The 22,197-nt window shown below is 35.0% G+C and carries 39 protein-coding genes; all 39 read left to right on the forward strand.

Annotation, left to right across the window (positions count from 1 at the left end; genetic code table 11):
- The first annotated feature begins 72 nt into the window (after positions 1–72).
- Positions 73–543 carry a hypothetical protein gene (locus QNK89_RS04360; protein WP_340169738.1) on the forward strand — a complete coding sequence of 157 codons (471 nt, stop codon included), beginning with the start codon at positions 73–75 and terminating at the stop codon, positions 541–543.
- 16 nt (positions 544–559) lie between these two features.
- Positions 560–1,132 carry a hypothetical protein gene (locus QNK89_RS04365; RefSeq protein WP_340169739.1) on the forward strand — a complete coding sequence of 191 codons (573 nt, stop codon included), beginning with the start codon at positions 560–562 and terminating at the stop codon, positions 1,130–1,132.
- Positions 1,133–1,134: 2 nt separating this feature from the next.
- Positions 1,135–2,112 carry a hypothetical protein gene (locus QNK89_RS04370; protein WP_340169740.1) on the forward strand — a complete coding sequence of 326 codons (978 nt, stop codon included), beginning with the start codon at positions 1,135–1,137 and terminating at the stop codon, positions 2,110–2,112.
- Positions 2,113–2,181: 69 nt separating this feature from the next.
- Positions 2,182–2,712 carry a hypothetical protein gene (locus tag QNK89_RS04375; RefSeq protein ID WP_340169741.1) on the forward strand — a complete coding sequence of 177 codons (531 nt, stop codon included), beginning with the start codon at positions 2,182–2,184 and terminating at the stop codon, positions 2,710–2,712.
- A gap of 153 nt (positions 2,713–2,865) precedes the next feature.
- A complete protein-coding gene (locus tag QNK89_RS04380) occupies positions 2,866–3,153 on the forward strand; it encodes a hypothetical protein (protein ID WP_340169742.1) in 288 nt (95 codons plus the stop codon).
- Positions 3,150–4,946, forward strand: a complete 1,797-nt coding sequence (locus QNK89_RS04385) for a hypothetical protein (RefSeq protein WP_340169743.1) — start codon at positions 3,150–3,152, stop codon at positions 4,944–4,946. Before QNK89_RS04380 ends, QNK89_RS04385 begins: the two co-directional genes overlap by 4 nt.
- A 1-nt stretch (position 4,947) precedes the next feature.
- Positions 4,948–5,448: a hypothetical protein gene (locus QNK89_RS04390; RefSeq protein WP_340169744.1), complete on the forward strand. Its 501-nt coding sequence runs from the start codon at positions 4,948–4,950 to the stop codon at positions 5,446–5,448.
- A gap of 100 nt (positions 5,449–5,548) precedes the next feature.
- A complete protein-coding gene (locus QNK89_RS04395) occupies positions 5,549–6,001 on the forward strand; it encodes a hypothetical protein (RefSeq protein WP_340169745.1) in 453 nt (150 codons plus the stop codon).
- The gene (locus QNK89_RS04400; protein WP_340169746.1) at positions 6,001–7,233 is read left to right on the forward strand and encodes a LamG-like jellyroll fold domain-containing protein; all 1,233 of its coding nucleotides are present in this window, start codon (positions 6,001–6,003) and stop codon (positions 7,231–7,233) included. Before QNK89_RS04395 ends, QNK89_RS04400 begins: the two co-directional genes overlap by 1 nt.
- Positions 7,230–7,574 (forward strand): hypothetical protein, encoded by a 345-nt coding sequence (locus QNK89_RS04405; RefSeq protein WP_340169747.1) that lies wholly within the window; start codon positions 7,230–7,232, stop codon positions 7,572–7,574. Before QNK89_RS04400 ends, QNK89_RS04405 begins: the two co-directional genes overlap by 4 nt.
- A gap of 147 nt (positions 7,575–7,721) precedes the next feature.
- A complete protein-coding gene (locus QNK89_RS04410; RefSeq protein ID WP_340169748.1) occupies positions 7,722–8,144 on the forward strand; it encodes an N-acetylmuramoyl-L-alanine amidase in 423 nt (140 codons plus the stop codon).
- A complete protein-coding gene (locus tag QNK89_RS04415; RefSeq protein ID WP_340169749.1) occupies positions 8,144–8,620 on the forward strand; it encodes a hypothetical protein in 477 nt (158 codons plus the stop codon). The genes QNK89_RS04410 and QNK89_RS04415 overlap by 1 nt, the downstream gene beginning before the upstream one ends.
- A 192-nt stretch (positions 8,621–8,812) precedes the next feature.
- Positions 8,813–9,211 (forward strand): recombination protein NinG, encoded by a 399-nt coding sequence (locus QNK89_RS04420; RefSeq protein WP_340169750.1) that lies wholly within the window; start codon positions 8,813–8,815, stop codon positions 9,209–9,211.
- Between the two features lie 265 nt (positions 9,212–9,476).
- Positions 9,477–9,668 carry a hypothetical protein gene (locus QNK89_RS04425; RefSeq protein WP_340169751.1) on the forward strand — a complete coding sequence of 64 codons (192 nt, stop codon included), beginning with the start codon at positions 9,477–9,479 and terminating at the stop codon, positions 9,666–9,668.
- A 1-nt stretch (position 9,669) separates the two neighbouring features.
- Complete coding sequence (locus QNK89_RS04430; RefSeq protein ID WP_340169752.1) at positions 9,670–9,813, forward strand: hypothetical protein; 144 nt, start codon at positions 9,670–9,672, stop codon at positions 9,811–9,813.
- Positions 9,814–9,816: 3 nt separating this feature from the next.
- A complete protein-coding gene (locus tag QNK89_RS04435) occupies positions 9,817–10,203 on the forward strand; it encodes a hypothetical protein (RefSeq protein ID WP_340169753.1) in 387 nt (128 codons plus the stop codon).
- A 1-nt stretch (position 10,204) separates the two neighbouring features.
- Positions 10,205–10,627, forward strand: a complete 423-nt coding sequence (locus QNK89_RS04440) for a hypothetical protein (protein WP_340169754.1) — start codon at positions 10,205–10,207, stop codon at positions 10,625–10,627.
- A 15-nt stretch (positions 10,628–10,642) separates the two neighbouring features.
- The gene (locus tag QNK89_RS04445; protein ID WP_340169755.1) at positions 10,643–10,939 is read left to right on the forward strand and encodes a hypothetical protein; all 297 of its coding nucleotides are present in this window, start codon (positions 10,643–10,645) and stop codon (positions 10,937–10,939) included.
- 43 nt (positions 10,940–10,982) lie between these two features.
- Positions 10,983–11,909 carry a hypothetical protein gene (locus QNK89_RS04450; RefSeq protein WP_340169756.1) on the forward strand — a complete coding sequence of 309 codons (927 nt, stop codon included), beginning with the start codon at positions 10,983–10,985 and terminating at the stop codon, positions 11,907–11,909.
- 32 nt (positions 11,910–11,941) lie between these two features.
- Positions 11,942–12,172: a hypothetical protein gene (locus QNK89_RS04455; protein ID WP_340169757.1), complete on the forward strand. Its 231-nt coding sequence runs from the start codon at positions 11,942–11,944 to the stop codon at positions 12,170–12,172.
- Positions 12,153–12,698, forward strand: coding sequence for a hypothetical protein (locus QNK89_RS04460; protein WP_340169758.1), 546 nt, complete (start codon positions 12,153–12,155; stop codon positions 12,696–12,698). The genes QNK89_RS04455 and QNK89_RS04460 overlap by 20 nt, the downstream gene beginning before the upstream one ends.
- A gap of 99 nt (positions 12,699–12,797) precedes the next feature.
- Positions 12,798–13,007 (forward strand): hypothetical protein, encoded by a 210-nt coding sequence (locus tag QNK89_RS04465; RefSeq protein WP_340169759.1) that lies wholly within the window; start codon positions 12,798–12,800, stop codon positions 13,005–13,007.
- Positions 13,004–13,465: a hypothetical protein gene (locus tag QNK89_RS04470; RefSeq protein ID WP_340169760.1), complete on the forward strand. Its 462-nt coding sequence runs from the start codon at positions 13,004–13,006 to the stop codon at positions 13,463–13,465. Before QNK89_RS04465 ends, QNK89_RS04470 begins: the two co-directional genes overlap by 4 nt.
- 264 nt (positions 13,466–13,729) lie before the next feature.
- Entirely contained in the window at positions 13,730–13,975 is a 246-nt protein-coding gene (locus QNK89_RS04475; protein WP_340169761.1) for a hypothetical protein, read from the forward strand.
- Positions 13,976–14,169: 194 nt separating this feature from the next.
- Positions 14,170–14,595 carry a hypothetical protein gene (locus tag QNK89_RS04480; RefSeq protein ID WP_340169762.1) on the forward strand — a complete coding sequence of 142 codons (426 nt, stop codon included), beginning with the start codon at positions 14,170–14,172 and terminating at the stop codon, positions 14,593–14,595.
- A 10-nt stretch (positions 14,596–14,605) separates the two neighbouring features.
- Positions 14,606–14,962: a hypothetical protein gene (locus QNK89_RS04485; RefSeq protein WP_340169763.1), complete on the forward strand. Its 357-nt coding sequence runs from the start codon at positions 14,606–14,608 to the stop codon at positions 14,960–14,962.
- A 197-nt stretch (positions 14,963–15,159) separates the two neighbouring features.
- Complete coding sequence (locus QNK89_RS04490; RefSeq protein ID WP_340169764.1) at positions 15,160–15,360, forward strand: hypothetical protein; 201 nt, start codon at positions 15,160–15,162, stop codon at positions 15,358–15,360.
- Positions 15,361–15,455: 95 nt separating this feature from the next.
- Positions 15,456–15,683: a hypothetical protein gene (locus QNK89_RS04495; RefSeq protein WP_340169765.1), complete on the forward strand. Its 228-nt coding sequence runs from the start codon at positions 15,456–15,458 to the stop codon at positions 15,681–15,683.
- Between the two features lie 160 nt (positions 15,684–15,843).
- Positions 15,844–16,044 (forward strand): DUF3310 domain-containing protein, encoded by a 201-nt coding sequence (locus QNK89_RS04500; protein WP_340169766.1) that lies wholly within the window; start codon positions 15,844–15,846, stop codon positions 16,042–16,044.
- Entirely contained in the window at positions 16,041–16,187 is a 147-nt protein-coding gene (locus QNK89_RS04505; protein WP_340169767.1) for a hypothetical protein, read from the forward strand. The genes QNK89_RS04500 and QNK89_RS04505 overlap by 4 nt, the downstream gene beginning before the upstream one ends.
- The gene (locus QNK89_RS04510; protein WP_340169768.1) at positions 16,165–16,941 is read left to right on the forward strand and encodes a PD-(D/E)XK nuclease-like domain-containing protein; all 777 of its coding nucleotides are present in this window, start codon (positions 16,165–16,167) and stop codon (positions 16,939–16,941) included. The genes QNK89_RS04505 and QNK89_RS04510 overlap by 23 nt, the downstream gene beginning before the upstream one ends.
- Positions 16,942–16,950: 9 nt before the next feature.
- Positions 16,951–17,400 carry a helix-turn-helix domain-containing protein gene (locus QNK89_RS04515; RefSeq protein WP_340169769.1) on the forward strand — a complete coding sequence of 150 codons (450 nt, stop codon included), beginning with the start codon at positions 16,951–16,953 and terminating at the stop codon, positions 17,398–17,400.
- Positions 17,400–17,990: a ParB N-terminal domain-containing protein gene (locus QNK89_RS04520; protein ID WP_340169770.1), complete on the forward strand. Its 591-nt coding sequence runs from the start codon at positions 17,400–17,402 to the stop codon at positions 17,988–17,990. Before QNK89_RS04515 ends, QNK89_RS04520 begins: the two co-directional genes overlap by 1 nt.
- The gene (locus QNK89_RS04525; RefSeq protein WP_340169771.1) at positions 17,983–18,699 is read left to right on the forward strand and encodes a hypothetical protein; all 717 of its coding nucleotides are present in this window, start codon (positions 17,983–17,985) and stop codon (positions 18,697–18,699) included. Before QNK89_RS04520 ends, QNK89_RS04525 begins: the two co-directional genes overlap by 8 nt.
- A complete protein-coding gene (locus tag QNK89_RS04530) occupies positions 18,696–19,439 on the forward strand; it encodes a hypothetical protein (RefSeq protein ID WP_340169772.1) in 744 nt (247 codons plus the stop codon). Before QNK89_RS04525 ends, QNK89_RS04530 begins: the two co-directional genes overlap by 4 nt.
- Position 19,440: 1 nt before the next feature.
- Positions 19,441–19,791 carry a helix-turn-helix domain-containing protein gene (locus tag QNK89_RS04535; protein WP_340169773.1) on the forward strand — a complete coding sequence of 117 codons (351 nt, stop codon included), beginning with the start codon at positions 19,441–19,443 and terminating at the stop codon, positions 19,789–19,791.
- A gap of 49 nt (positions 19,792–19,840) precedes the next feature.
- A complete protein-coding gene (locus QNK89_RS04540) occupies positions 19,841–20,935 on the forward strand; it encodes a PBSX family phage terminase large subunit (RefSeq protein WP_340169783.1) in 1,095 nt (364 codons plus the stop codon).
- 27 nt (positions 20,936–20,962) lie between these two features.
- Positions 20,963–21,610, forward strand: coding sequence for a hypothetical protein (locus QNK89_RS04545; RefSeq protein WP_340169774.1), 648 nt, complete (start codon positions 20,963–20,965; stop codon positions 21,608–21,610).
- Positions 21,611–21,713: 103 nt separating this feature from the next.
- A complete protein-coding gene (locus tag QNK89_RS04550) occupies positions 21,714–22,196 on the forward strand; it encodes a hypothetical protein (protein ID WP_340169775.1) in 483 nt (160 codons plus the stop codon).
- Position 22,197: the final 1 nt, after the last annotated feature.

The following is a 22,197-nucleotide window of genomic DNA, read 5'->3' on the forward strand; positions in this document are numbered from 1 at the left end:
TAGGAGTTTTATTTGATGACGACATTTTAAGAGAGGCGAGAGAGTTAGCAATTGGATATTAAAAAACAAACTATGGATAATAAAGTATTTGCAATATTAAAGAAAATAACTAAAGAGCAGAAAACTGAGCTATCAGCAGTAAGCGATTTACAAGACTGGTTAGACTTAAATGAAGTAGACCAAGTTGCTTTTAGGATTACAGATGATTTAGCTGGAGCTTCTTATGAACTAAGTAACTCCATTGCGGCTTTTGAAAATGAGATAGCTAAATTTGAGACTAAATACCTAGATACGCAGAACTTTCAAGAGGAAGACTTTAAAAATAGGTATATTGACGGTGAAAATGCTTTAATAACTTATGAGAGATTAGCTGACGAGTTAGGAGTAGACGTTACACAGAATGAAGTTTACAACCAAGTTAAGGCACAAGTTGGTGAAATTTACCCAGACTTTATAGATAGGCTAGAAAATGCTTACATAGATGCAGAAGCGGTAATTGACGAGCTTGAAAATATTAACTTAGATTACATTACAAGGAATTAATTAAATAAATATATATATGAAAACAACAGAGATGTTAAGTAAGATAAAAAAACTTCTAAATGCAGACGTAAAGTTAGCAGAAATGAAGTTAGACAATGGCACAGTGATCGAGGCAGAAAGCTTTGAGGCTGGGCAGTCTGTTTTTATCGTTACAGAAGATGACAAAGTAGCTTTACCTATTGGCGAGTATTCGCTTGAAGACGGAAGTGCTTTAATTATTGAAGAGGAGGGCATTATTGCTTCTATTGGTAGCGAAGAAGCTCCAGCAGAAGACGTTGAGGTTGAGGCTGAGGACGAAACTATCGAGACAGAGGTACCAGCAGAGATTGCACCAGAGGTTGCTGCTATTGTTGACGCAGTTGTTGAGGTAATTGCTCCAGTGATTGAAGAGGTAAAGAAAGAGATTGAAGATCTTAAAAAGAAATTCGAGGAAGCTCCAAAGAAAGAGGAGAAAGAAGAGAAAACAGAAATGAGCAAAAAGTTCAGACACTCACCAGAAAAGCAAACCTCAAAAAGAAGTGGCATTAAATTGTCAGAAAACAGACAAGAAACAATATTAGACCGAGTATTAAATAAACTAAACAAATAATAATGAGAAAAAACGTAAAATTAAGAGACGTAGCTAACCCAAGCGGATCGCTAAACGGATTGAGTACGACATATGCTGGAGAATTTGCTGGAGAATATATAGCTGCTGCTTTATTTTCTGGAAACACACTAGCTAATGGTGGTGTCACAATCAAATCAAATGTAAAATACCAAGAAGTAATTAAGAAACTTGCAGTTGGATCTATTATCGTAGACGGAACTTGTGACTTTACTACTGAGAATGACGTAGTAACTTTAACTGAGAGAATTTTAACGCCTGAAGAGTTTCAAGTAAACTTACAACTTTGTAAAAAAGACTTCCGTTCTGACTGGGAGGCTATGCAAATGGGTGTATCGGCTTACGATAACTTACCACCTAAATTCGCAGATTATTTAATCGCTTACGTAGCTGCTAAAGTAGCTGAGAAAACTGAGCAAAATATCTGGAGAGGCGTTACTGCTAATGCTGGAGAATTTGACGGATTTACAACTAAATTTTTAGCTGATGCAACTGTAATTGATGTACCTACAACAGCTGCTATTACACCAACTAACGTAATTGCTAAGATGGGTGACACAGTAGACTTACTACCTAGCTCACTTTACGGTTCTGACGACTTATTTTTATACGTTTCGCAGAATATAGCAAAAGCTTATGTAAGAGCTTTAGGTGGATTTTCACTGCTAACTGGAGGTGCTGCTGGTACAGATGACAAGGGTACACAATGGTACAACGGATCTGGCGGTTTGTCTTTCGACGGAATTAATATCTTTGTTGCTAATGGATTAGCTGACAACAATATGGTATTAGCTCAACGATCTAACTTATTCTTTGGGACTGGGTTACTTTCAGATGCTAATGAAGTGAAGGTTTTGGATATGTCAGACCTTGACGGTTCACAAAATGTACGTATGATAATGAGATTTACTTCTGGCGTTGAGTACGGCATTGGTAGCGAAATTGTATACTACACCGCATAACAAATAATTAATCAAATTTTAAAGGGTGGGTTTTCGCCTACCCTTTTTTATTTTAAAACAAAAAAATATATGGCTTGTTTATTAAACACTGGACGTAAAGTACCTTGTAAAGATAGCGTAGGTGGCATTAAAGCTGCTTATTTCGCTGACTTTGGAACAATGGGAACTTTGACAGCTCCAGCTGGCGAGGTTACTGGATTCGGTAACGCTTCACCAGAATTAGAATTTTACAAATATGATGTAAAAGGAAACTCTAGCTTAGAGCAGACTATTACTTCTAGTAGAGAAAACGGGACTGCTTTTTACGAGCAGACATTAAATTTAACATTAACTAAATTAGATTTAGCTACTCAACAAGAGTTAATTGAGATAGTTAAAGCTAGACCTCACGTTATGGTAGAAGACTATAACGGAAACTTCTTTTTAGTAGGAGCTTATAATGGCGCTGACTGTAGCGGTGGAACTATCGTTACTGGAGCTGCTATGGGCGATTTAAGTGGATTTACATTGACTATGGCTGCGCAAGAAACTTTACCAGCTTTATTTGTAGATCCTACAATTGTTTTTGCGGTTACTTCTACAGTTCAGATTACGGCTTAAAAGTAATATTAAGAATAAAACAGGGGTAGCTTAACGGTTGCCCTTTTTTTTGTGCAAAATTTTAAAAAAAAACGTTATATTAATATGAAGTTAATAAGCACGAGTGGAGACAAGACTTTTTACGTCATACCCAGACAATTCATACTAAGTGATTTGACGGCAAGGCTAAGAAACGAAACAACAAATGTAACAATAGAGGTCGGATCAACAACTTCAATAGAAGGAAACTATCTAACTTTTTATGGACAGTTTGGTACTTTAGTAGAAAATAATTTTTATACATTGGAATTAATTAACTCCATAAACAATGATATTATATACAAAGACAAAGTTTTTTGTACTAACCAGTATGTTAATCAGTCAACAAATAACTACTACAGCATTAATAAGGATCAGTATATTACTGAAGATAGCTATAATAACGATTACGTAATAATATGAGCATAAGAATTGTAAATTTAAGCACCTATACTACACCAGAGGTTAAAGAGTATAAAAACAAGAACTGGGTAGCATACGGAGAAGACAATAATTACTACCAGTTTTTGATTGATAGGTACAATGGAAGCGCAACTAACAATGCAGCTATTAATGGTATTAGCCAAATGATATTCGGCAGAGGGATTGATGCTACAAATAGCAATAAAAGACCAGACGAGTATGCGCAAATGAAGTCTTTACTAAAAGACGATGACGTAAGAAAACTATCATACGACTTGAAGTTAATGGGACAATGTGCTATGCAAGTTGTGTATAATAAAAAACATACAAGAATAATAGAGGTTGCTCACTTTCCAATAGAAACTCTTAGAAGCGGTAAGGCGAACGAAGAAGGAGAAGTCGACTCATACTACTATATGGCGGATTGGAGCGAAGTGAAGCCCTCTGACGAGCCAGAAAGACTAGCAGCGTTTGGCACTTCTAAAGAAAACATTGAAATTTACTGTGTTAAACCTTATAGAGCTGGTTTTTATTACTATTCACCAGTAGATTACCAAGGGGGTTTACAGTATGCTGAGCTAGAAGAGGAAATTGCTAACTACCATTTAAACAATATAATGAACGGTTTAGCACCTAGTATGTTAATTAACTTTAACAATGGAATACCAGACGAAGAGGAGCGAAGTATAATTGAGAATAAAATACGAGAAAAATTTAGCGGTTCTAGCAATGCTGGTCGCTTTATCTTAAGTTTTAACGATAACAATGAGTCTGGTGCTACTGTCGAGCCAGTTCAATTAAGCGACGCACATCAGCAGTATCAGTTTTTGAGCGAAGAGTCTATGAGCAAAGTAATGGTTAGCCATAGAATTATAAGCCCTATGCTTTTAGGAATTAAAGACAACACTGGTTTGGGTAACAACGCAGAGGAGCTAAAGACTGCAAGCGTGTTAATGGATAATACGGTCATTAGACCTTTTCAAAATTTGCTAATAGGTGCTTTCGATAACATACTGGCTTTTAACGGTATAACTTTAAACCTTTATTTTAGAACACTACAACCTTTAGAATTTATAGACTTAGAAAATGCAATGACTAAGGAGCAAGTCGAAGAGGAGACTGGAGAAAAGCTTTCTACTCAACTTAAGGCACCTTGCTGGGACGGATATGAGCAAATCGGAACTAAGATTAATGACGGCAAAGAAGTGCCTAATTGCGTGCCCTTGGAAGACATAGACAGATTAAAGAGTGACATTTACAATTCGTTAATGAATATAGAAGACGAAGACTTAAGTGAATATGAACTTATAGATACTAGACCAGCTAATGAATACGACGATAAATTAAACTCTAGTATAAAATTTGCAAGTGCGATTTCAAGTAGTCCAGCTAAAGTTAGTGAACAAGATACGTCGATTTTAAAAGTAAGATACAAATATACTACTGGGCGTTCAACAGAAGGAAAAACTAGAGATTTTTGTGATAAAATGCTATCAGCAGATAAGGTTTACAGAAAGGAAGACTTAGACAAGCAAAGCTCAGATAATTCACAGTTTGCGCCTAGCGGAGAAAGCTCGTACAATATATGGCTTTACAAGGGTGGAGTTAACTGCTCTCATTACTGGGAACGTAGAACTTATCTAAGAAAAAATAACAAACAAATTTCAGTGGCAGAAGCAAGGGCTAAAATAATGGAGCTTGATCCTAGCTTAAGAAAGGAAGCTAAAATGCCAGTAAACGCACCAGAGGTCGCGCAGATTGCGTCAGCTAAAAATAACTATTGGAGAAAATAATATGGCAACAGCATTATTTATTAAAAGACAAGATTTAGTAAAAAACAGTATTATAGACGGAAACGTCGATACGGATAAGTTTATTTACTTTATTAGGATCGCACAACAGATGCACATACAGAACTATTTAGGCACTAGCTTATATGATAGAATTTCTGCGGATATATTAAATAACACGCTTACTGGAGACTACTTAGCGTTAGTAAATGATTACATACAACCTATGCTAATACACTTTGCTATGGTCGATTATTTGCCATTTGCTAGTTATGAATTAAAAAACGGAGGGCTATTTAAGCATAAGTCAGAAAACTCAGAAAGCCCTTCAAAAACAGAAGTGGATTTTTTAGGTCAAAGACACAGAAATTTCGCAGAGTTTTATACTAGACGATTTATTGATTATATGTGCTTTAATAATAATTTGTTTCCAGAGTATAACACAAACCAAAACGCAGATATGTACCCAGACAAAGACGCTAACTTTGTAGGGTGGGTTTTATAGATAATTTATGCCGTATAAAATAAAAAAGAAAAATTTTAATAAGTTAATAGCTTATTTAAAAAAAGAAAGAAAACATTTAATAAGGAGAAAAAAGAAATAAATGACTTCTACTGATAGAATTATAACGGCTCGGTCACGACAGTTTACTGAGAGAGGTTTAACTACTGAAAAAATGACCGTAACTTGGCGGCATTATATTAGTGGAGTTTCTACATATACTTTGTATGACACTGGTAGTACAACGACGTTTCCGTTTGCCTATGGAGGCATTCCAGTACCTTATGACGCTTATTTTAGTCAATTTATGTTCTCCTCAATGCCTTATAGCTCTAGGCAGTTTCCTAACGGAAGCTCTTTAACTTTAAGCGTTTATGTGGATAACGTTTTAAAAGGAAGTCAAACGGCAACTTATGGCAATAATGTAAGAGAAACAGTTGTGTTAGATTTTTTTCGTACAGTAAAAATAAACAAAGGAGAAACTGTTACTTTAAGATTGCAAGTAAACGGACAATGGTGGTACTCAGCTAGTACCTCAATAATAATAGAACGATAATGAAGAAACCATATTTTGCATTAATACCAAGCGGATACGCACCTTATAGAATATTTACATTTTTACCAGCAAATAGCGATAATGACTTAGGTTTTTACAGAACCACGGGATCTAGTAGAGTTGCTGAGAATGGACTAATAGAGCCAATTTTCTCAGGGCTCACGTCATTAGACTGGCTAAACAGTTCTTGCCCTAGATTAAAGAGTGAAGAAACTAGAACTAATTTACAAATATATTCAGAAGATTTTACTCAAAATAATTGGATAAAATCAAATCTAAGCGTCACAGGAAACGATACTATAGACCCAAAGGGAGTAGAAAGAGCCGATAAAATAATACCAAATACAGTTAATACATTCCATCACGTACAAAACATAATAACTGGTTCTGGCTATGGCTATTCATCAACTTACTCTGTTTTTGTAAAAAAGGCTGGTTACAGTCAGGTTGAGTTACTTTTGGCATACTCTGCTTCGCCTTTTAGCACAATTGCTCAGGTTAAATTTGACTTAGATACATTGGAGACATTTGGAACTACAATAGGAACAGCTTTTGAGTACCAAGACTACGGAAACGGCTGGTACAGGTTACAAATAAATGCAATAGTTAGCTTAGGAGCTACTTCCGCAATTTTAAGGGTTGCAGTGTTCGATCAACAAAGTCAAACATTTTTAGGCAATGGTGTAGATGGGCTTTACGTTTGGGGGGCTCAATTCGAGTCTTTAGCGGCGAAAGCTTCAAGCTATATACCAACCTTAAATTTTACTGCTTCAAGACAAGGAGACCAAATATCTTCAACGGCTTTACTAAACAATGCTGCTAAAGGAACTATATTTTTGGATTTAAAAGCAGAGAACGTCACTAATCTTTCAATGATAAAGTTACAAGGCTCCTCGGGATATAACAGAATTGTTTTTCAATTTTCATCCAGCAGTCAACTATCAGTACAAGTTGGGCTTGCACCAGCTCCACCATCTTTCAGTTACAGTTATAATCACGACCAACAGAGGTTTAGAATTGCTGTAGCTTGGGAAAGAAACGGAAGTTTGAAGATTTACATAAACGGCGTAAATGTAGCCACCACTAGCGCGGGAACGTTAAACGGTATAAGTCAATTTTCATTCAACGCTGGATATACAACTTCAAACCCTTTTCAAGGGGACGTTTATGAGGCTAGTGTTTACAACGAATCTTTAACAGACAGTGAATTAATAGAACTAACTACGTTATGAAAATAGGAAAATATAATTTTAAAAGCGAAGAGCAAGCTTTACAAAAAATTTCTGACTTAGGCATTGAAATTGACTTTGAAGGTAATGAGTACCCAACGCACAATCATTGCATTGTTAAACTAGGGTATATAATTTTAGAAAATGGCGAATACGAATTAAACGAAAATGCAGAAACGCAAATAATTAAGGAACCAGTATTTAGTGAGAAATTTCACATTGACGTCTTATGGAAGGATTTAGAAAACCACCCTTACGGTTGGAAGACTTACAGTGTAGATTTAGACAATGAAGGGTGTCACGAATTTATGGGCGTATCTTATTTAGAACATAAAATACAATGACAGTACAAGATTTGAAAATAGGAATTTTAAACGCAGTCACTTTCGGAGTGAGCTTTACGCATATAGAAAACAGTCTAAAAATTATATTACTATTACTATCAATAGGATATACAGCACAAAAAATATACGAAACTCATATTAAAAAAAATGAGAACAATAAATAAAATAATTATACATTGCTCTGCTACTCCAGAGTGTAGAGACGTATCGCCAGAAGAGGTTACAAGGTGGCACGTTGAGGAGCGAGGCTGGTCTGACGTTGGCTATCATTTTATTATAACTATTGACGGAGTGGTACATTCTGGTAGACCGATTGAAAGACAAGGGGCACACGCTAAGGGACACAACTCTGACAGTATTGGAGTATGCTATATTGGGGGTATGGACTCAGAAATGAAGTCTGCAAAAGACACTAGAACATATGAACAAAAAGAGTCTTTAGTAAATTTAATTTGTGAATTAAAAGATACTTACGGTGGAACTGTCTACGGACATAGAGATTTTTCTAACAAAGAATGTCCTAGCTTTGATGCTACAAAAGAGTACGAAAATATAAGCAACAGATATTAATGCCAGACTATAAAAAAGAAAACGGAACAACAAGAGTAGGAGATGCTTTAAGATGGCTTGTAAAACAAGGGAAGGAGGTAGCACCAGAAATACTTAAAATCGCTGGAAACGTTACTGGAATTGAGGCTCTGGAGTTGTTAGCGGATAAGATCAGTACAAATAAAACACTTTCTGAAACAGACAAGCAGATATTACTAGAAGAACTTCGTTTTGATATGATCGAAATGCAAGAGACTACTAAGAGGTGGCAATACGATATGCAGTCAGATAGTTGGCTAAGCAAGAATATAAGGCCTCTAAGCCTAGCTTTTTTAACGGCTAGTCTATTCCTATATATAATTTTAGATAGTTGCTTACAAGGCTTTAAAATAGCCAAGGAGTGGATAAATCTACTGTCTTCACTGCTCCTACTTGTTTATGGCGGTTACTTTGGCGCTAGGTCAATGGAGAAAATAAGTAAATACTGGAAGCAATAATCAAAGTGGACTACATATGAGAGTCTATTATAGCCTAGACTATAATAGTTTTTTTTTATATATATATAGCCTATAATAGAATAGCCTATAATAGACTAGCCTATAATAGCCTATAATAGAAAAAAGTAAAAATATTCCAAAGAAAAAAACAATTTCGCATTTTTTTTATAACTTTGTAAAAAATAAACGATAATGGCAAAGAAAAGCAAGAGAAAGAAATTAATTGAAAAGCTAGACAATGTATTTTCTCAGTACATAAGACTTAGAGAGGCTGACAATGGAATTGTCGAATGCTTCACTTGTGGAAAACAAGAGTACTGGAAGGGCAAAGGAATGCAGAACGGACATTTTATGAGTAGAAAAAACTTATCTACTAGATGGAACGAAGTTAATTGTCAAGTACAATGCGTCGGTTGCAATGTATATAAGTACGGAGAACAATATAAATTTAGCATAGGTTTGGATATAAAATACGGATCTGGTACGGCAGAAGAGATGCTTGTTAGGAGCAGAGAAACTAGTAAAGTAATGGACGTTGAGTTACAAGATAAAATAAAATATTACGAAAATTTGGTTAAAGACTTAATTTAGCTTAAATTTGCATAGCCAGTTTCTGACTGCTGGTTTGTTATCATTGTTTTAAATGACCGTTTTTATACGCTACAACCGTATAAGGGCGGTTTTTTTTTATTATTATAGTTATGACTATTAGTGAATTAAAAAACTTTTAGTTATTTTTTTTGTTGATAACTTTGGCGAATGGTTTATTTTTTGTAGATTTGAAACATAAAACACTAAAACAGATAACATTATGAACAATCTTTATGACAGATTAAAAGAAGACTACAAGGCTCTTTTGACTTGCGAAACCGATTACAGGACAGAAGCTATTACTGAAGAGTGCGAAACCGATTACAGGACAGAAGCTATTATTGAAGAGCTGAAAAAAAACGACTACGTTAGTAATTTGACTTACGGCTGTGTCGTAGGCTTGCAATTACTTTCAGGAATGTACGGAAGTGCGTATGACTTATTTGAAGAGATATAAAATGACTTACAAAGAAGACGTTAAAAGAGCGACCAGCCCAGACACAGTAGACTATTTAAATGCAAGAGTAGATGCATTAGAAAAAAGAATTGAGTTTTTAGAAGCTCAAATTGAAGTATCGAAACAATTTAACTTTAATAAATAAACAATGAACAAAGACAAATTAATGGAGCTGTACAAAAAGTATAGCCTAGACAAAGATGACTTTTTTAAGCATCAGCACTACACTATTATTACCCGCCAAGGAATTGACAAAATACAAGCTTTGGAACAAATGAGCGTTTCTTACGAAGTTGTGAGATGTGAACCTAACTATGCGGTATTTAAAGCGTATGCAGAGAAAGACGGTAAAAAAATAGAGACTTTTGGATCAGCACTAAAAGGAGACAATTACAAAGACGGAAACACAAACAGTTGGTACGTTCCAGAGATGGCTGAGAAGAGGGCTATGAGCAGAGCTGTACTGAAATTAACAGGCTTCTACGAACTAGGGGTTTTTGGAGAAGACGAAAGCGAATCCTTTAAAATAAAATAATATGAAAAGCGGAACTATAAAATACCTCGATCCAGAAGGACAGTGGAACGGAATGAAAAAAACTAAAGTTACTTTCAAAGACGGGAGAGCTTACACTTTTTTCTCAAAAGGAGAATTTAGCGGGTCTGTTGGGGACACTGTAAAATATACGGTTACTAATGAAGATATGTATAATGCTAAATTAATTAGAGAAGACTTGAAAACAGTCAAAGAATACATAGAGGAGTCTTTTGATCTAGACGAATTTAGAGAAGACACTAAAACCAAAAAAGAGGTTAAGGGTGAATGGCTGCGTCAAGATCTTTACTTAAATGTAAGGACAAGCTGCATAATAGCGTCATCTAATTTTCACCAACAAAGAGTTTCGGACGTTGAGACTCTTATTAATGACGCAGAATTAATGTATAACTGGATTAATAAATAAATAAATATAATAACTATGAATGACAAAAACAACAACACAGAATTTATGAATTTCTTATTTGCAAGAAAAGGCAAGTTTGACTTTATCGTAACAAACGTATCAGTTAAGGCTGACGAGATGATTGCTTGGCTAAAAGAGAACAAAGAAACGGCTGAGAAAAACAACGGATTTTTAACTTTTGATATATTGAAAGCTAAAAGTGATCCTAACAAAATGTATGCTAAATTTTTCAAACCCACGGAAGGCTATCAAAAACCAGTAACTGCTAAGGAGCATATGCCAGACAGAGAGAAAGCTGACTTACCATTTTAATAATAGGGCTATCGAAAGGTAGCCTTTTTTAATACAAAAAACAATGACAATAAACTATCACGAAACAATAGAGAAGCTCAGACAGATACGTAATGGAAGCATTAAAGAGGGTTTAAGATTAGACATTCCAGACATAGACGAGCATATAAGGTTTAAGCCTAGTAATTTTAACGTAATTTTAGGACAGGCTAATGTAGGTAAAACATCAGCAGTGTTATTTTTAATGCTATGTTATTCAATAAAACACAAAAAGAAATGGCTTGTATTTAGTAGTGAGAACGAGCCACATTCAATAGTGCGAAAGCTAGTGGAATATTTAGCAAATAAGCCTATTAATATGATTGACGAGCTTGAATTTATAGAGCATACGGAATTTATAGACGATCACTTTAAAATAATATCGCCAGACAAATTATATACATACAGAGACTTAATTTCTTTAGCTAAGGCATACAAAGATGCTTGGGACTATGACGGTTTTATGATTGACCCTTATAATTCAATAGTAAAAGACCCAGAGTTAATGAAGAGTATTGGAGGTCACGAATACGATTATCAAGCTACTACTGAGTTTAGAATTTTCTGCAAACAGAACAATATAACTATCTGGTTAAATGTACACGCAAATACTGGGGCTATAAGAATATTGCACAAGTTTGAGCATAAATATGCTGGATACCCAGTACCGCCTCAATCTGGAGACGTAGAAGGGGGCGCTAAGTTTGTTAATAGAGCTGACGATTTTTGGGTTATACATAGGTACGTTCAGCATCCTACTGATTTTATGATTACTCAAATACACGTGAGAAAGGTTAAAGAAGTAGAAACTGGCGGAAGACCTACACCATTGGACTTTCCAGTGCCATTGCGTTCTGTTAAAAATAACGTTGGGTTTTCTGTTGAGGATCAAAATTTAATTAAAAAAATAGAAGAGGACACTAAGGCTAATAAGTTTTTAAAAAGTATTTAAAATAAAATGCGTATATTAGTAAAAAATTTATTATGCTTATATACATCTTTACTGCTTGTGCAGCCCTACTGATAGGGCTTCTAGCGACAACAGACAAATTTAATCCAGCCATACAGTTCACTTTTATAACTGGGCTGGGTTTTCTTTTTTTATATAACGAGGAAGATATTCAGGAAGGGAAACAGATTACCTTACAACTTATGTTAGCAGTTGTTTTAATTTCAATAACTTACGTAAAAGAAGATGCTGGAAATATTACATAAATACAATAGGCTTTGGATTAAATACGTTTTAGAGCTTGGTTGCAATATTGACACTGCAAAGGATATTGTGCAAGAGTTCTACCTTAAAATGCACGACAAGGAAACAGATTACATTTTTAATAAAGATCAGCCTAATTTTTATGGGTGCTATGTTATATTACGAAATATGGTTTTCGATTTAAAAAGAAAGGAAAAACGATTTATTTTTGAAACAGAGGAAAGCATAAATGAAAGCAGCGAAGAGGCTTACAGCGAGACTGAAGTAGTGGATAAAATAGAGTGCGTTTTTGAGTGGATCAAGGAAAATGACATAGACCTAGATAGCAGTATACTAAATGCCAGCGATATGAAAAAGCTATATTTTAGTCAGATATTTCAAGACGTTTTTTTAAACAACGTAAGTATCAGTGCTTTAAGCAGACACTCAAACATAGGCTATTTTTCACTAAGAAACACAGTACTATTAATAAAGGAAGAGATAAAAAACAAATATGAAAATAGGGAGCTTACTAGAAAAAATATTTAAAGCAATAGGTGTAAAATGGCTTGTGAAGCAGATCTGGGGCGAAGACTGTGGGTGCGAAGAGAGGCGAGATAAATTAGACAATTTTAAATTAAAAAGAAAATGACACTAGAACAATACAGTAACTGGGAGGACTTTAGAAAAAAGACTGGAGACTTAAAAGGATCGGAGGCTAAGATGGTGGCTAAATACTATGCAGAAGTTTATAATAAAAAATATAGTAAGCCTTGTACTTGCAATGGTAAGATTTACCAACATATGATTAATAAACTAAATACTCATTTTGAGAGCATAGAAAGACCTACTGAATGAGCATAATTGATAAGTACGAGAAAGCAACAGTTGATCTCTTAAACCTAGACGGGTGGGCTCTTAAGTGGTGCGGAAAAGACAATACTTTTTATGATGCTATTGGAGAAACGCCAAAAGGAAACCCTTGCGTTATAGAAATGAAATTCAGAAATAAATACTACAAGACTAAGCTAATAGAAAAAAAGAAGCACGAGAATTTAATGAGCTTGCCTAGTGAGGTTGTTAAAATTTATTTTGTTAACGATCCAAAAGGTAACTATATGTATTGGCTAAACAATTTAGTTATGCCAGAGGGCGAAGAGTTGTTATGCCCTAAAACTACAATGTGGGACAACACTAAGGTGAGTAAAGAGACTTTTATGCTTACAGAAAAACAAGCTAGCATTATAAATTGGTACGAAGTTGAGCCAGTAAAGTTTGGGGTTTGGGACAATTATTTTAAAGGCAAAGAAAAATAAAGTGTTAATAAGCTTGTTGATAACGTCTATTTGTTGTATCTTAGTGCTAAGTTAGTGAAACATAAAGTAAGGTATGAAAGGAAGACCCTCTAAAAAGAAACATTGATATTATTAATCTTTAAAAATTAAAACAATGACACACAAGATTTTACCCAGCGGATTACATTGCCTAGTTTTAGATACTGGCAGAATAGAAATTTATACGGAAACAGAGTGGGCTCACTTAAATTGGTGGGAGCTAGTTAAGTTAAAATACCTTAGCTAATGGATCTCTTAAATAAGCAATTATTTGAAGCCAATTTTACAGCGATAAGCCAACAGTTTATAGCTTGGAAGGAAGCTAAGCCAGACAATAAAAAGCTAGACAGTTTAGCAAAGTGTTTATTTGAGATATACATATATGCTAACGACTTAGAGATAAAGAGTCACACTATGCAAAAGCAAGTTAATAAATTTAGACACGAGAATTTAGAGTTAAAAATTAAATTACAAAACAATGAGACAAAATAATTACTACGAAGAGCCAGAAGAGTCTAGCAGTTGTTACCACTGTGGGAACGAAACAGACGGAGAAACATACTGTTCAACCGCTTGTAAACAATACGACTTAATATGATGTCAGACTGCTGTGGAGCAGAAAACCTATGGGAAGCTGGTATATGTGCGGATTGCGGAGAACACGCAGAGTTTACAGAAACAGACGAATGTTTAACAAAAGCGTACCCAATATAGACGAAATTTGGGACAACAAAAAAAAAACAATGAAAACAATTAACAGAGAAGTATTAGAGTTTATACACATAGAGCTAGAGCTTAACGTAGACAGAGAGGAAGCAAAAGAGCTTGCAGATCAGCTAGAGACAGATTGCGATTTTTACCAAGAAATTGACGGTACAGAATACCGATTTATACAGGACAGTGAGATTTGGAGAATATACGTAGAGGAGATACAAGAAGTAACAGAAGACTGCTACAATATAGAAACTCCTAGCTGGTTAGCTATTGACTGGGAGAAAACGGCAGAGAATTGTTACGTAGATGGTTACGGGCATCACTTTAGCGGCTATAACGGAGAAGAGATGGAGTACAACTTTGGAGACAAAGGCTGGTGGTATTTTAGAACTAATTAAAAAAAAAACAATGGAGACATATGAGATATTAGAACAAAAAGTAATGGATTATTACAACTTTAGATTAACAGATAACTGGAGTTCAGACGTAAACTATTTTATTTACGAAGAGTCAACTGCGGACGGATATTCAGTTTTTGTGGCGTCAGTTGAGCCAAACAGAGTAAGTATAAACGAAGATGTGTATTACTATGACTCAGACTTAAAAGATGCTTTAGTTGAATACTTAAGGTACACTGACCGAGAAGAGGAAGACCTTATATACATTGATGACTTCGATGCGTATTTCTTGAAAGAAGCGATACAGGAATTAAACGAAGATATGCTTAGAGATATTAGAAACTTTAAAAAATTAGAAAATGATTGAATCAATAGGGTGGGTAGCAGTAGCTATAGCAGTAATGATGATCGGCAAAGTAATAGCTAAAAAAATATGGCCTGAAGACTGGGACGAAGATCCGTTTTATTAGGCGTACAATTAAGCAATTCAAATGCAAAACTGTACAATAGTAAGCGCAGTATGTTGCTCTTTATGTGATAAAGTAAAGGATAAAAGGCAATAAATTGCCTGTAACAATAATAATAACACAACACCAATTAATAATAGTTATGGCAGATATTACAATGTGCGAAGGTAAAGGATGCGAAAGCAAATATACTTGTTACAGACACAAAGCTGAACCAAGTAAGTACAGGCAATCATATTTTATGGAGTCACCGATTAAAGACTCTGGCTGCGAATATTACTGGAATGTCAACGTATAAGCTTAAAAATAAATTAAAATGTCAACGTACAGGTTTAAAAATAAAATTAATAATAAATATCAACGGGGGCTTAAAAACCCCAAATAAAAAAAACAATGAAAGAATTTTGTATAAAAGCAACAACACAATTACACTCTACCAATGGAGTGGTACACATACAAGCAATAGGCTACAATCCAGAAGACGGATATACTGAAATTGAATGGGACGCAAGGGAGCTGCTAAACGATATACCCTCACTTTATAGAATGGCAAAACAAGCAGTAGAGCAAGAGGACAAATATTTGAAAGACAAGTACAAACAATTTAAAAAAATATTATAATGAAATTAAAGCTAAAAATTAAGCACTTAGGCAAAGTGGACAAAAAAGAAGAGAGAGATATTTACGAACTTACTTTTAAAACTTACAACGCACAGATCGAAGGCAAGTTTGAGAGAAGCGAAATAAGGGATTTGATAGAACAATTAGATAATGCAATTATATGATAAAGCCAGAATATTACGAAAACAAAATGCAGTATGACGTTATTGATGTTATACAAGATTACGGGTTAAATTTTAACAGGGGTAACATTATTAAATACATTATAAGAGCTGGACGTAAGCAGAATGAATACCAAGACTTAGAAAAAGCTTTAGAATATTTAGAGAGAGAAATGTACTTCTTAAAAAATAAACTATGAGAAAAGCAAAAGCATCACAAGTACAAAGGATAGCAAACTTAGAGAAAGTTATCTCACAAATGTACTTAAAAATTGAAGCATTTAAAACAAGAGTTGAAAATCTAGAAAAAATTATACAAAATGAAGATAAAACTATTAGATAACACAGAGCATAAAATAGAGGAGCTAGAACAAAAATGCTACTCAGACGAATTTTATTACGGATATTTAGGCAAGGCTGCCTTTTCGTCTAGTGCATTAAAGCTATTGTTGGATAGCCCAAAAACATATCACTATATCACTAAATACGGACAAGAGTCGAACAGTCAAGCATTAAGAGACGGATGGCTGTTTCACACTATGATGTTAGAACCAGAAAAAATAGATGACGTGGTTTTTGTAGATGTACAAAGTAAGAACACTAAAAAGTTTAAAGAAGCTAAGCTTGAATATCCAGACGTGTTTACAATGAAAGAAAAAAACGACTCAGAGCGTTTAGTAGATGCAATGAGCAAAAACAATACGGCTATGGAGTTAATGAGAGATAGCTCTACTGAAATACCAGCAATAGGTAATTTACAAGGCTATCCTTTTAGAGCTAAAGCAGATATACTAAAAAATAATGGGGGGCTTGTTGACCTTAAAACTACGATTGATGTAAAGAATTTTGATAAAAGTGCGTCAAAGTATCGTTATTATCTACAAGTATACATTTATTGTAAGCTATTTAACGTTGACTATAAGGATTTTAAATTTTTATGCATTGACAAAAAGAATCTAGACATTGCAGTCTGGGACGTGTCAAAAGACTTTTACGAAAGAGGAGAGCAAGAAGTAGCTAGAGCTATAAAAGTATATGAATACTACAAGAGCGATGCATTTGATATTAATGACTTTATAATTAAGGGGACACTATAAAAAAAAATAATGACAGAAAGAGAGATATTTAACTACAAGTGGATCAGAGAAAGAATAATTTATTACACAGACGTAGATGTGCTTGATACAAGGAGAACAAGAGAGAACGTTAATGCAAGAGTAGTTTTCTGCAAGATAGCTAGAGAAGAGTTTTGGCATACTTGGCGAAGGATAGGAGAATATCTAGGCAAAGATCACGCTACTGCTATGCACTCAGTGAAGGGGTTTGAAGTTGTAAAGATGTACGAACATAAATTTTATAAAGCCTTTCAGATGATACTCATTGAGCTAGAGGGCGAAGAGATGATTATTAAACACCACAATTTAGGACTAAAAGACGATATTGACAAAGAGGTTTTAGATTACAGAGAGTCGATAAAAAATACAGTAGAAGAGATAAAAAAAGAAGCGTTTACAAGTGTAGCAAAAAGGTTTAAAGAATTACAAAACACAATTTAATGGAACTAGTAAAAATTACAGAAGTCAAAGGGAACAAAGACAACCCTAGAATTATTAAAGACGATAAGTTTAAAAAATTAGTACAAAGCATAAAGGACTTTCCAGAAATGCTTAAAATAAGACCAATTGTAGTCAATGGAGAAATGACTGTGCTGGGCGGCAATATGAGACTAAAGGCTTGCCAAAAAGCTGGGCTAAAAGAGGTTTGGATTATTAAGGCTGACAATTTAACAGAGGAGCAGCAAAAAGAGTTTATAATAAAAGACAACTCTGGTTTTGGCGAATGGGACTGGGACACGTTAGCAAACGAATGGGACGTGGATAAGCTGGAGGACTGGGGACTTGATGTGCCAAGCATAGAAGACTTTACTGGCGTAGAGGAGCAAGAGATTGAGTTTAGCGAATACTTAGACGAATCGCATAATTACGTTGTATTGCTTTTTGACTCGGAAGTCGATTGGCTGTCAGCACAAACTCATTTTGATATTGGATCAGTGCATTCAATGAGAGCGAATGGCAAACCTTGGTCTAAGGGCATAGGGCGCGTCTTAAATGGCGCTAAATACTTAAGAAGTATCAAAGATGAATAACATATACATACCCTCTTACAATAGAGCGAACAATGTTAGAACATACGAGTATCTGGGTTGCGGTAAAATAATTGTACCTAAAAGCCAAGAGAGTGAATACAAAAAAAGATACGGAGATGCCGTTCAGACTATTGACGATAGCAGAGATGGATCGGTAGCTAAAAAAAGAAATGCTATTTTAGATCTAATTAAAGAAGAGCAAGAGGACGGATATGGCTGGATCATTGACGATGACCTAGTAAAGGTTAAAAGAAAAAAAGAAAGCAAAGACCTTTCTGGAGAAGAAACCTTAGAGTTGTTAGAAAAAATATATATAATGGCTAAAGACTCTGGCATAAAATACGCTGGAGTCGATTACTCGCTTGACAATATGAAGCTCAAAGACTATCAACCTTTTTCGTTTACCAAAGTTATATTTGGAAGCACGTTAATTTGTGAAAATGACGGACTAAGATACGACGAGAGATTTAAAATAAACGAAGACGTAGAGTTCTGGGTACAAAAGCTAAACTTAAATAGAAGGCTTTTAAAGGACAATCAATATGCAACTGTGTTCTATGGTGATGACGGTGGCAAAGATAGCGTAATAGGCTACACAAATGACGACAGAAGGGTGTATGCTACTATGTTAAACAATAAGTGGGGCGATAAAATAATGAACTGGAACAAAACAAGGTTTGAATTTAAAATACCAATCAAAGGCGTATGAAAATATATGCACCAAGCTACAAGAGAGCTAAGGGAGTTAAGACTCACAGAATAATAAAAGACGTAATTTATTGTGTTCACGAGTTTGAAGCAGATGATTACAAAAGACTAGGGTACAACGTAGAGGTTATGCCAGACAGTATAAAAGGAAACATTGCAAGAGTTCGAAACTATATGCTTGACAATTATATAGGAGACAAAGGCTTAATAGTTGACGATGATTTGGAGGCGATAAAACGCTGGAACATAAAAGAAGGTAAGCCGAAACAAGAAACAATAAACAACATTACAGAGTGGATAGAGCAAGGCTTTGATATGTGCGAAGAGGTTGGAGCAAAGCTATGGGGCGTTAATATCTTAGGGGACAAAGGTAGTTATAGAGAATACTCGCCTTTTAGTTTAACTAATACTGTGTCAGCTTCCTTTATGGGTTTTTTAAATAACGAATTAAGGTTTGACGAAAGACTGCCATTAAAAGACGATTACGACTATTGTTTGCAGAATCTAAATGAATACAGAAAAATACTAAGAATTAACTATGCTTGTCTAGTAAAGAAAGACCACGGAAACTTAGGGGGCTGTGCCGACTATAGAACAATGAGCAGAGAGAAGGATCAAATAAAACTAATGCAAAAGAAGTGGGGCTCAAAAATAGTAAAGATAGACACTACGCAGAGAGGCAAGAAAAAAAAGAACTTTGACTTAAACCCAATAATAAAAGCACCTATAAAAGGAATTTAATATGAACAAAACCGAACAACATAAAAAGGCAATAATAGAAGCGCTAGAAAAACACTTAGGCATAGTTACAACGGCTTGTCGTACGGTAGGAGTAGGAAGGACTACTTTTTACGGCTGGTTAAATGATGACGAAGAGTTTGCTAAACAGGTTGAGGATATACAGAACATAGCTTTAGATTTTGCAGAGAGTCAGTTACACAAACAAATAGGAGACGGAAATACATCAGCTACTATATTCTACTTAAAGACTAAGGGCAAGGGCAGAGGCTTTGTTGAGAGGCAAGAGATCACTGGAGCTAACGGAATGCCTACTAACTTTCAAATCGAAATAATTGAGAATACCGAGGATTAAAACCAATGTAGTTTATAAGCACTTACTCAATAGTAAAACAAAAATTGTAGTGGAGCAAGGGGGTACTAGATCTGGTAAAACCTATAATATAATTCTATACATCATTTTTCAGTATTGCTTAAAGAACACAAAGAAGACTATTACGATTACAAGAAAAACATTCCCTAGCGTTAGAGCTTCTGTAATGAGGGATTTTATAAGCATACTAAAGGAGTACGATATGTACAGAGAAGAGTATCACAACAAGTCTAACAGTGAATACTACTTAAACGGAAACTTAATTGAGTTTATAAGCGTGGATCAGCCTCAGAAAATTAGAGGGCGTAAGAGAGATTTACTTTTTATTAATGAAGCTAACGAACTGGAGTTTGAGGACTGGCAGCAGTTAATATTTAGAACTACTGAGAAAGTTATAATTGATTACAACCCCTCTGACGAATATCACTGGATTTACGATAGGGTACTAAACAGAGATGACGTAGAGTTTTACAGAACTACATATCTAGACAATCCTTTTTTAGACGATAGCATAGTTGCTGAGATTGAAAGACTAAAAGAAACTGACGAACAGTACTGGCAAGTATATGGCTTAGGATTAAAAGGAGTTAGCAAGTCTGTTATATTTAACCACAATATAGTTGAGAAAGTACCAGACGATGCTAAGTTTATTTCTTTTGGATTGGATTACGGTTACACGAACGATCCAACTACTTTAGTGGGTGTTTGGCTCAAAGACTATGACCTATACATTAAAGAGTATTTTTTTCAGACTATGATGACTGGACACGATATACATAAAAAGTTTAAAGACATAGGAATTGGCAGAGAACTAATTTGGGGGGACTCAGCAGAGCCTAGGCTAAATGATGAGCTTAAGCGTATGGGTTGGAATGTAAAAGCGAGCATCAAAGGTAGAGACAGTGTAAATGCTGGGATCGACTTATTAAAGAGATACAAAATAAACATAACAAGAGATAGCCCAAATGCTATTCAAGAGTTTAGGAATTACAAATGGCTAGAAGACAAATCTGGGAACTTAACCAATAAGCCAGAAGATCGCAATAATCACGTTATTGATGCGGTACGCTATGGAACTTATAGCATAATAAGTAAACCAAACTTCGGTAGGTATACAATTTCATAAAAACAATAAAAAATACGTTATATTAATATGAACATTAAACTAAATGTGCCAAACAAACTTAGTGAGATAGCACTGTCTGACTATGTAAAATACTTAAAGATCCTAGAGGTTAACGAAGGTGACGAAAATAGCGATGTTTTTGTACAGCAGAAAGTATTAGAGATTTTTTGCGGAGTGCCTTACAATGAGTCTTTAGAGTTTAAAATGAGCGACGTTTCAAACGTAGTTGCTATAATAAACAACACCTTAAGTAAGCAGCCAGAATTAGTAAGAACTTTTAAGCTAGGCGATACAGAGTTTGGTTTTATACCTAAGTTAGATGAGATGACGTTTGGCGAGTACATAGACGTGGACTCCAACCTAGGTGACTGGGAGAATATGCACAGAGTTATGAGCGTACTGTACCGACCTATTAAACAGAAGACTGGGGACAGATACTTAATTGAAGATTACAGAGGAGACTCTTATCACGATGCAATGAGGCACACACCAATGGATGCGGTAATTGGCTCAATGGTTTTTTTTTGGAATTTAGGAAAGGAATTATCAGTGGCTATGATAAACTCTTTGGAAGCGGAGAAGGGGGCGGACTTGACGCAGAGTCAAATTTTAGCGAGAGATACGGCTGGTATAACTCAATTCAAGCACTTGCTGAGTTCGATGTCCTTAAAATAGATGCGGTAACTCAATTAAACTTTCACACTTGCTTAAATGCATTAAGCTACAAGAAAGAGAAAACAGAACTAGAAAATAGTAGAATAAAAAACAAATTTAAAAAATGAGTCAACCAGATAGACATAGAGGGGCGTATGCTTACTACGATGTATTAGAGAAAATAAAAGACTCTTTGCTTTTAGATGTAAACGTGAATACTGTAACAGAAGGCGATATAACACAGGTCAATTTAAACAAGCAAGACATATTTCCGTTGTCGCATATAATTGTAAATAACGTTTCTGAGAACGGACAAATACTAACGTTTAATTTAAGTGTTATGGCTATGGATATTGTAGACGTAAGCAAGTCTAAAACTATTGACATATTCAGAGGGAACGACAATGAGCAAGACGTTTTAAATACTCAATTAGCAGTATTGAATAAATTCTTACAGAGAATGAGAAGCGGAAACTTACACTTTGATGCTTACCAGCTAGATAGCAGTGCTAATATCGAGCCTTTTAGAGATCGCTTTGAGAACCAAGTAGCTGGGTGGGTGGCTACGTTTAGCTTAGTAGTAATGAATAACATTGACGCTTGTTAAA

It is taken from the genome of Lacinutrix sp. (assembly GCF_037625555.1).
Lineage (GTDB): Bacteria > Bacteroidota > Bacteroidia > Flavobacteriales > Flavobacteriaceae > Lacinutrix.

What these genes read in the sequence shown, in the direction of transcription:
- QNK89_RS04360 (WP_340169738.1), top strand. Translation starts at nt 73, where the DNA reads ATGGATAATAAAGTATTTGCAATATTAAAGAAAATAACTAAAGAGCAG.
- QNK89_RS04365 (WP_340169739.1), top strand. Translation starts at nt 560, where the DNA reads ATGAAAACAACAGAGATGTTAAGTAAGATAAAAAAACTTCTAAATGCA.
- QNK89_RS04370 (WP_340169740.1), top strand. Translation starts at nt 1,135, where the DNA reads ATGAGAAAAAACGTAAAATTAAGAGACGTAGCTAACCCAAGCGGATCG.
- QNK89_RS04375 (WP_340169741.1), top strand. Translation starts at nt 2,182, where the DNA reads ATGGCTTGTTTATTAAACACTGGACGTAAAGTACCTTGTAAAGATAGC.
- QNK89_RS04385 (WP_340169743.1), top strand. Translation starts at nt 3,150, where the DNA reads ATGAGCATAAGAATTGTAAATTTAAGCACCTATACTACACCAGAGGTT.
- QNK89_RS04390 (WP_340169744.1), top strand. Translation starts at nt 4,948, where the DNA reads ATGGCAACAGCATTATTTATTAAAAGACAAGATTTAGTAAAAAACAGT.
- QNK89_RS04395 (WP_340169745.1), top strand. Translation starts at nt 5,549, where the DNA reads ATGACTTCTACTGATAGAATTATAACGGCTCGGTCACGACAGTTTACT.
- QNK89_RS04400 (WP_340169746.1), top strand. Translation starts at nt 6,001, where the DNA reads ATGAAGAAACCATATTTTGCATTAATACCAAGCGGATACGCACCTTAT.
- QNK89_RS04405 (WP_340169747.1), top strand. Translation starts at nt 7,230, where the DNA reads ATGAAAATAGGAAAATATAATTTTAAAAGCGAAGAGCAAGCTTTACAA.
- QNK89_RS04410 (WP_340169748.1), top strand. Translation starts at nt 7,722, where the DNA reads ATGAGAACAATAAATAAAATAATTATACATTGCTCTGCTACTCCAGAG.
- QNK89_RS04415 (WP_340169749.1), top strand. Translation starts at nt 8,144, where the DNA reads ATGCCAGACTATAAAAAAGAAAACGGAACAACAAGAGTAGGAGATGCT.
- QNK89_RS04420 (WP_340169750.1), top strand. Translation starts at nt 8,813, where the DNA reads ATGGCAAAGAAAAGCAAGAGAAAGAAATTAATTGAAAAGCTAGACAAT.
- QNK89_RS04430 (WP_340169752.1), top strand. Translation starts at nt 9,670, where the DNA reads ATGACTTACAAAGAAGACGTTAAAAGAGCGACCAGCCCAGACACAGTA.
- QNK89_RS04435 (WP_340169753.1), top strand. Translation starts at nt 9,817, where the DNA reads ATGAACAAAGACAAATTAATGGAGCTGTACAAAAAGTATAGCCTAGAC.
- QNK89_RS04440 (WP_340169754.1), top strand. Translation starts at nt 10,205, where the DNA reads ATGAAAAGCGGAACTATAAAATACCTCGATCCAGAAGGACAGTGGAAC.
- QNK89_RS04445 (WP_340169755.1), top strand. Translation starts at nt 10,643, where the DNA reads ATGAATGACAAAAACAACAACACAGAATTTATGAATTTCTTATTTGCA.
- QNK89_RS04450 (WP_340169756.1), top strand. Translation starts at nt 10,983, where the DNA reads ATGACAATAAACTATCACGAAACAATAGAGAAGCTCAGACAGATACGT.
- QNK89_RS04455 (WP_340169757.1), top strand. Translation starts at nt 11,942, where the DNA reads ATGCTTATATACATCTTTACTGCTTGTGCAGCCCTACTGATAGGGCTT.
- QNK89_RS04460 (WP_340169758.1), top strand. Translation starts at nt 12,153, where the DNA reads ATGCTGGAAATATTACATAAATACAATAGGCTTTGGATTAAATACGTT.
- QNK89_RS04465 (WP_340169759.1), top strand. Translation starts at nt 12,798, where the DNA reads ATGACACTAGAACAATACAGTAACTGGGAGGACTTTAGAAAAAAGACT.
- QNK89_RS04470 (WP_340169760.1), top strand. Translation starts at nt 13,004, where the DNA reads ATGAGCATAATTGATAAGTACGAGAAAGCAACAGTTGATCTCTTAAAC.
- QNK89_RS04475 (WP_340169761.1), top strand. Translation starts at nt 13,730, where the DNA reads ATGGATCTCTTAAATAAGCAATTATTTGAAGCCAATTTTACAGCGATA.
- QNK89_RS04480 (WP_340169762.1), top strand. Translation starts at nt 14,170, where the DNA reads ATGTTTAACAAAAGCGTACCCAATATAGACGAAATTTGGGACAACAAA.
- QNK89_RS04485 (WP_340169763.1), top strand. Translation starts at nt 14,606, where the DNA reads ATGGAGACATATGAGATATTAGAACAAAAAGTAATGGATTATTACAAC.
- QNK89_RS04495 (WP_340169765.1), top strand. Translation starts at nt 15,456, where the DNA reads ATGAAAGAATTTTGTATAAAAGCAACAACACAATTACACTCTACCAAT.
- QNK89_RS04500 (WP_340169766.1), top strand. Translation starts at nt 15,844, where the DNA reads ATGATAAAGCCAGAATATTACGAAAACAAAATGCAGTATGACGTTATT.
- QNK89_RS04505 (WP_340169767.1), top strand. Translation starts at nt 16,041, where the DNA reads ATGAGAAAAGCAAAAGCATCACAAGTACAAAGGATAGCAAACTTAGAG.
- QNK89_RS04510 (WP_340169768.1), top strand. Translation starts at nt 16,165, where the DNA reads ATGAAGATAAAACTATTAGATAACACAGAGCATAAAATAGAGGAGCTA.
- QNK89_RS04515 (WP_340169769.1), top strand. Translation starts at nt 16,951, where the DNA reads ATGACAGAAAGAGAGATATTTAACTACAAGTGGATCAGAGAAAGAATA.
- QNK89_RS04520 (WP_340169770.1), top strand. Translation starts at nt 17,400, where the DNA reads ATGGAACTAGTAAAAATTACAGAAGTCAAAGGGAACAAAGACAACCCT.
- QNK89_RS04525 (WP_340169771.1), top strand. Translation starts at nt 17,983, where the DNA reads ATGAATAACATATACATACCCTCTTACAATAGAGCGAACAATGTTAGA.
- QNK89_RS04530 (WP_340169772.1), top strand. Translation starts at nt 18,696, where the DNA reads ATGAAAATATATGCACCAAGCTACAAGAGAGCTAAGGGAGTTAAGACT.
- QNK89_RS04535 (WP_340169773.1), top strand. Translation starts at nt 19,441, where the DNA reads ATGAACAAAACCGAACAACATAAAAAGGCAATAATAGAAGCGCTAGAA.
- QNK89_RS04545 (WP_340169774.1), top strand. Translation starts at nt 20,963, where the DNA reads ATGAACATTAAACTAAATGTGCCAAACAAACTTAGTGAGATAGCACTG.
- QNK89_RS04550 (WP_340169775.1), top strand. Translation starts at nt 21,714, where the DNA reads ATGAGTCAACCAGATAGACATAGAGGGGCGTATGCTTACTACGATGTA.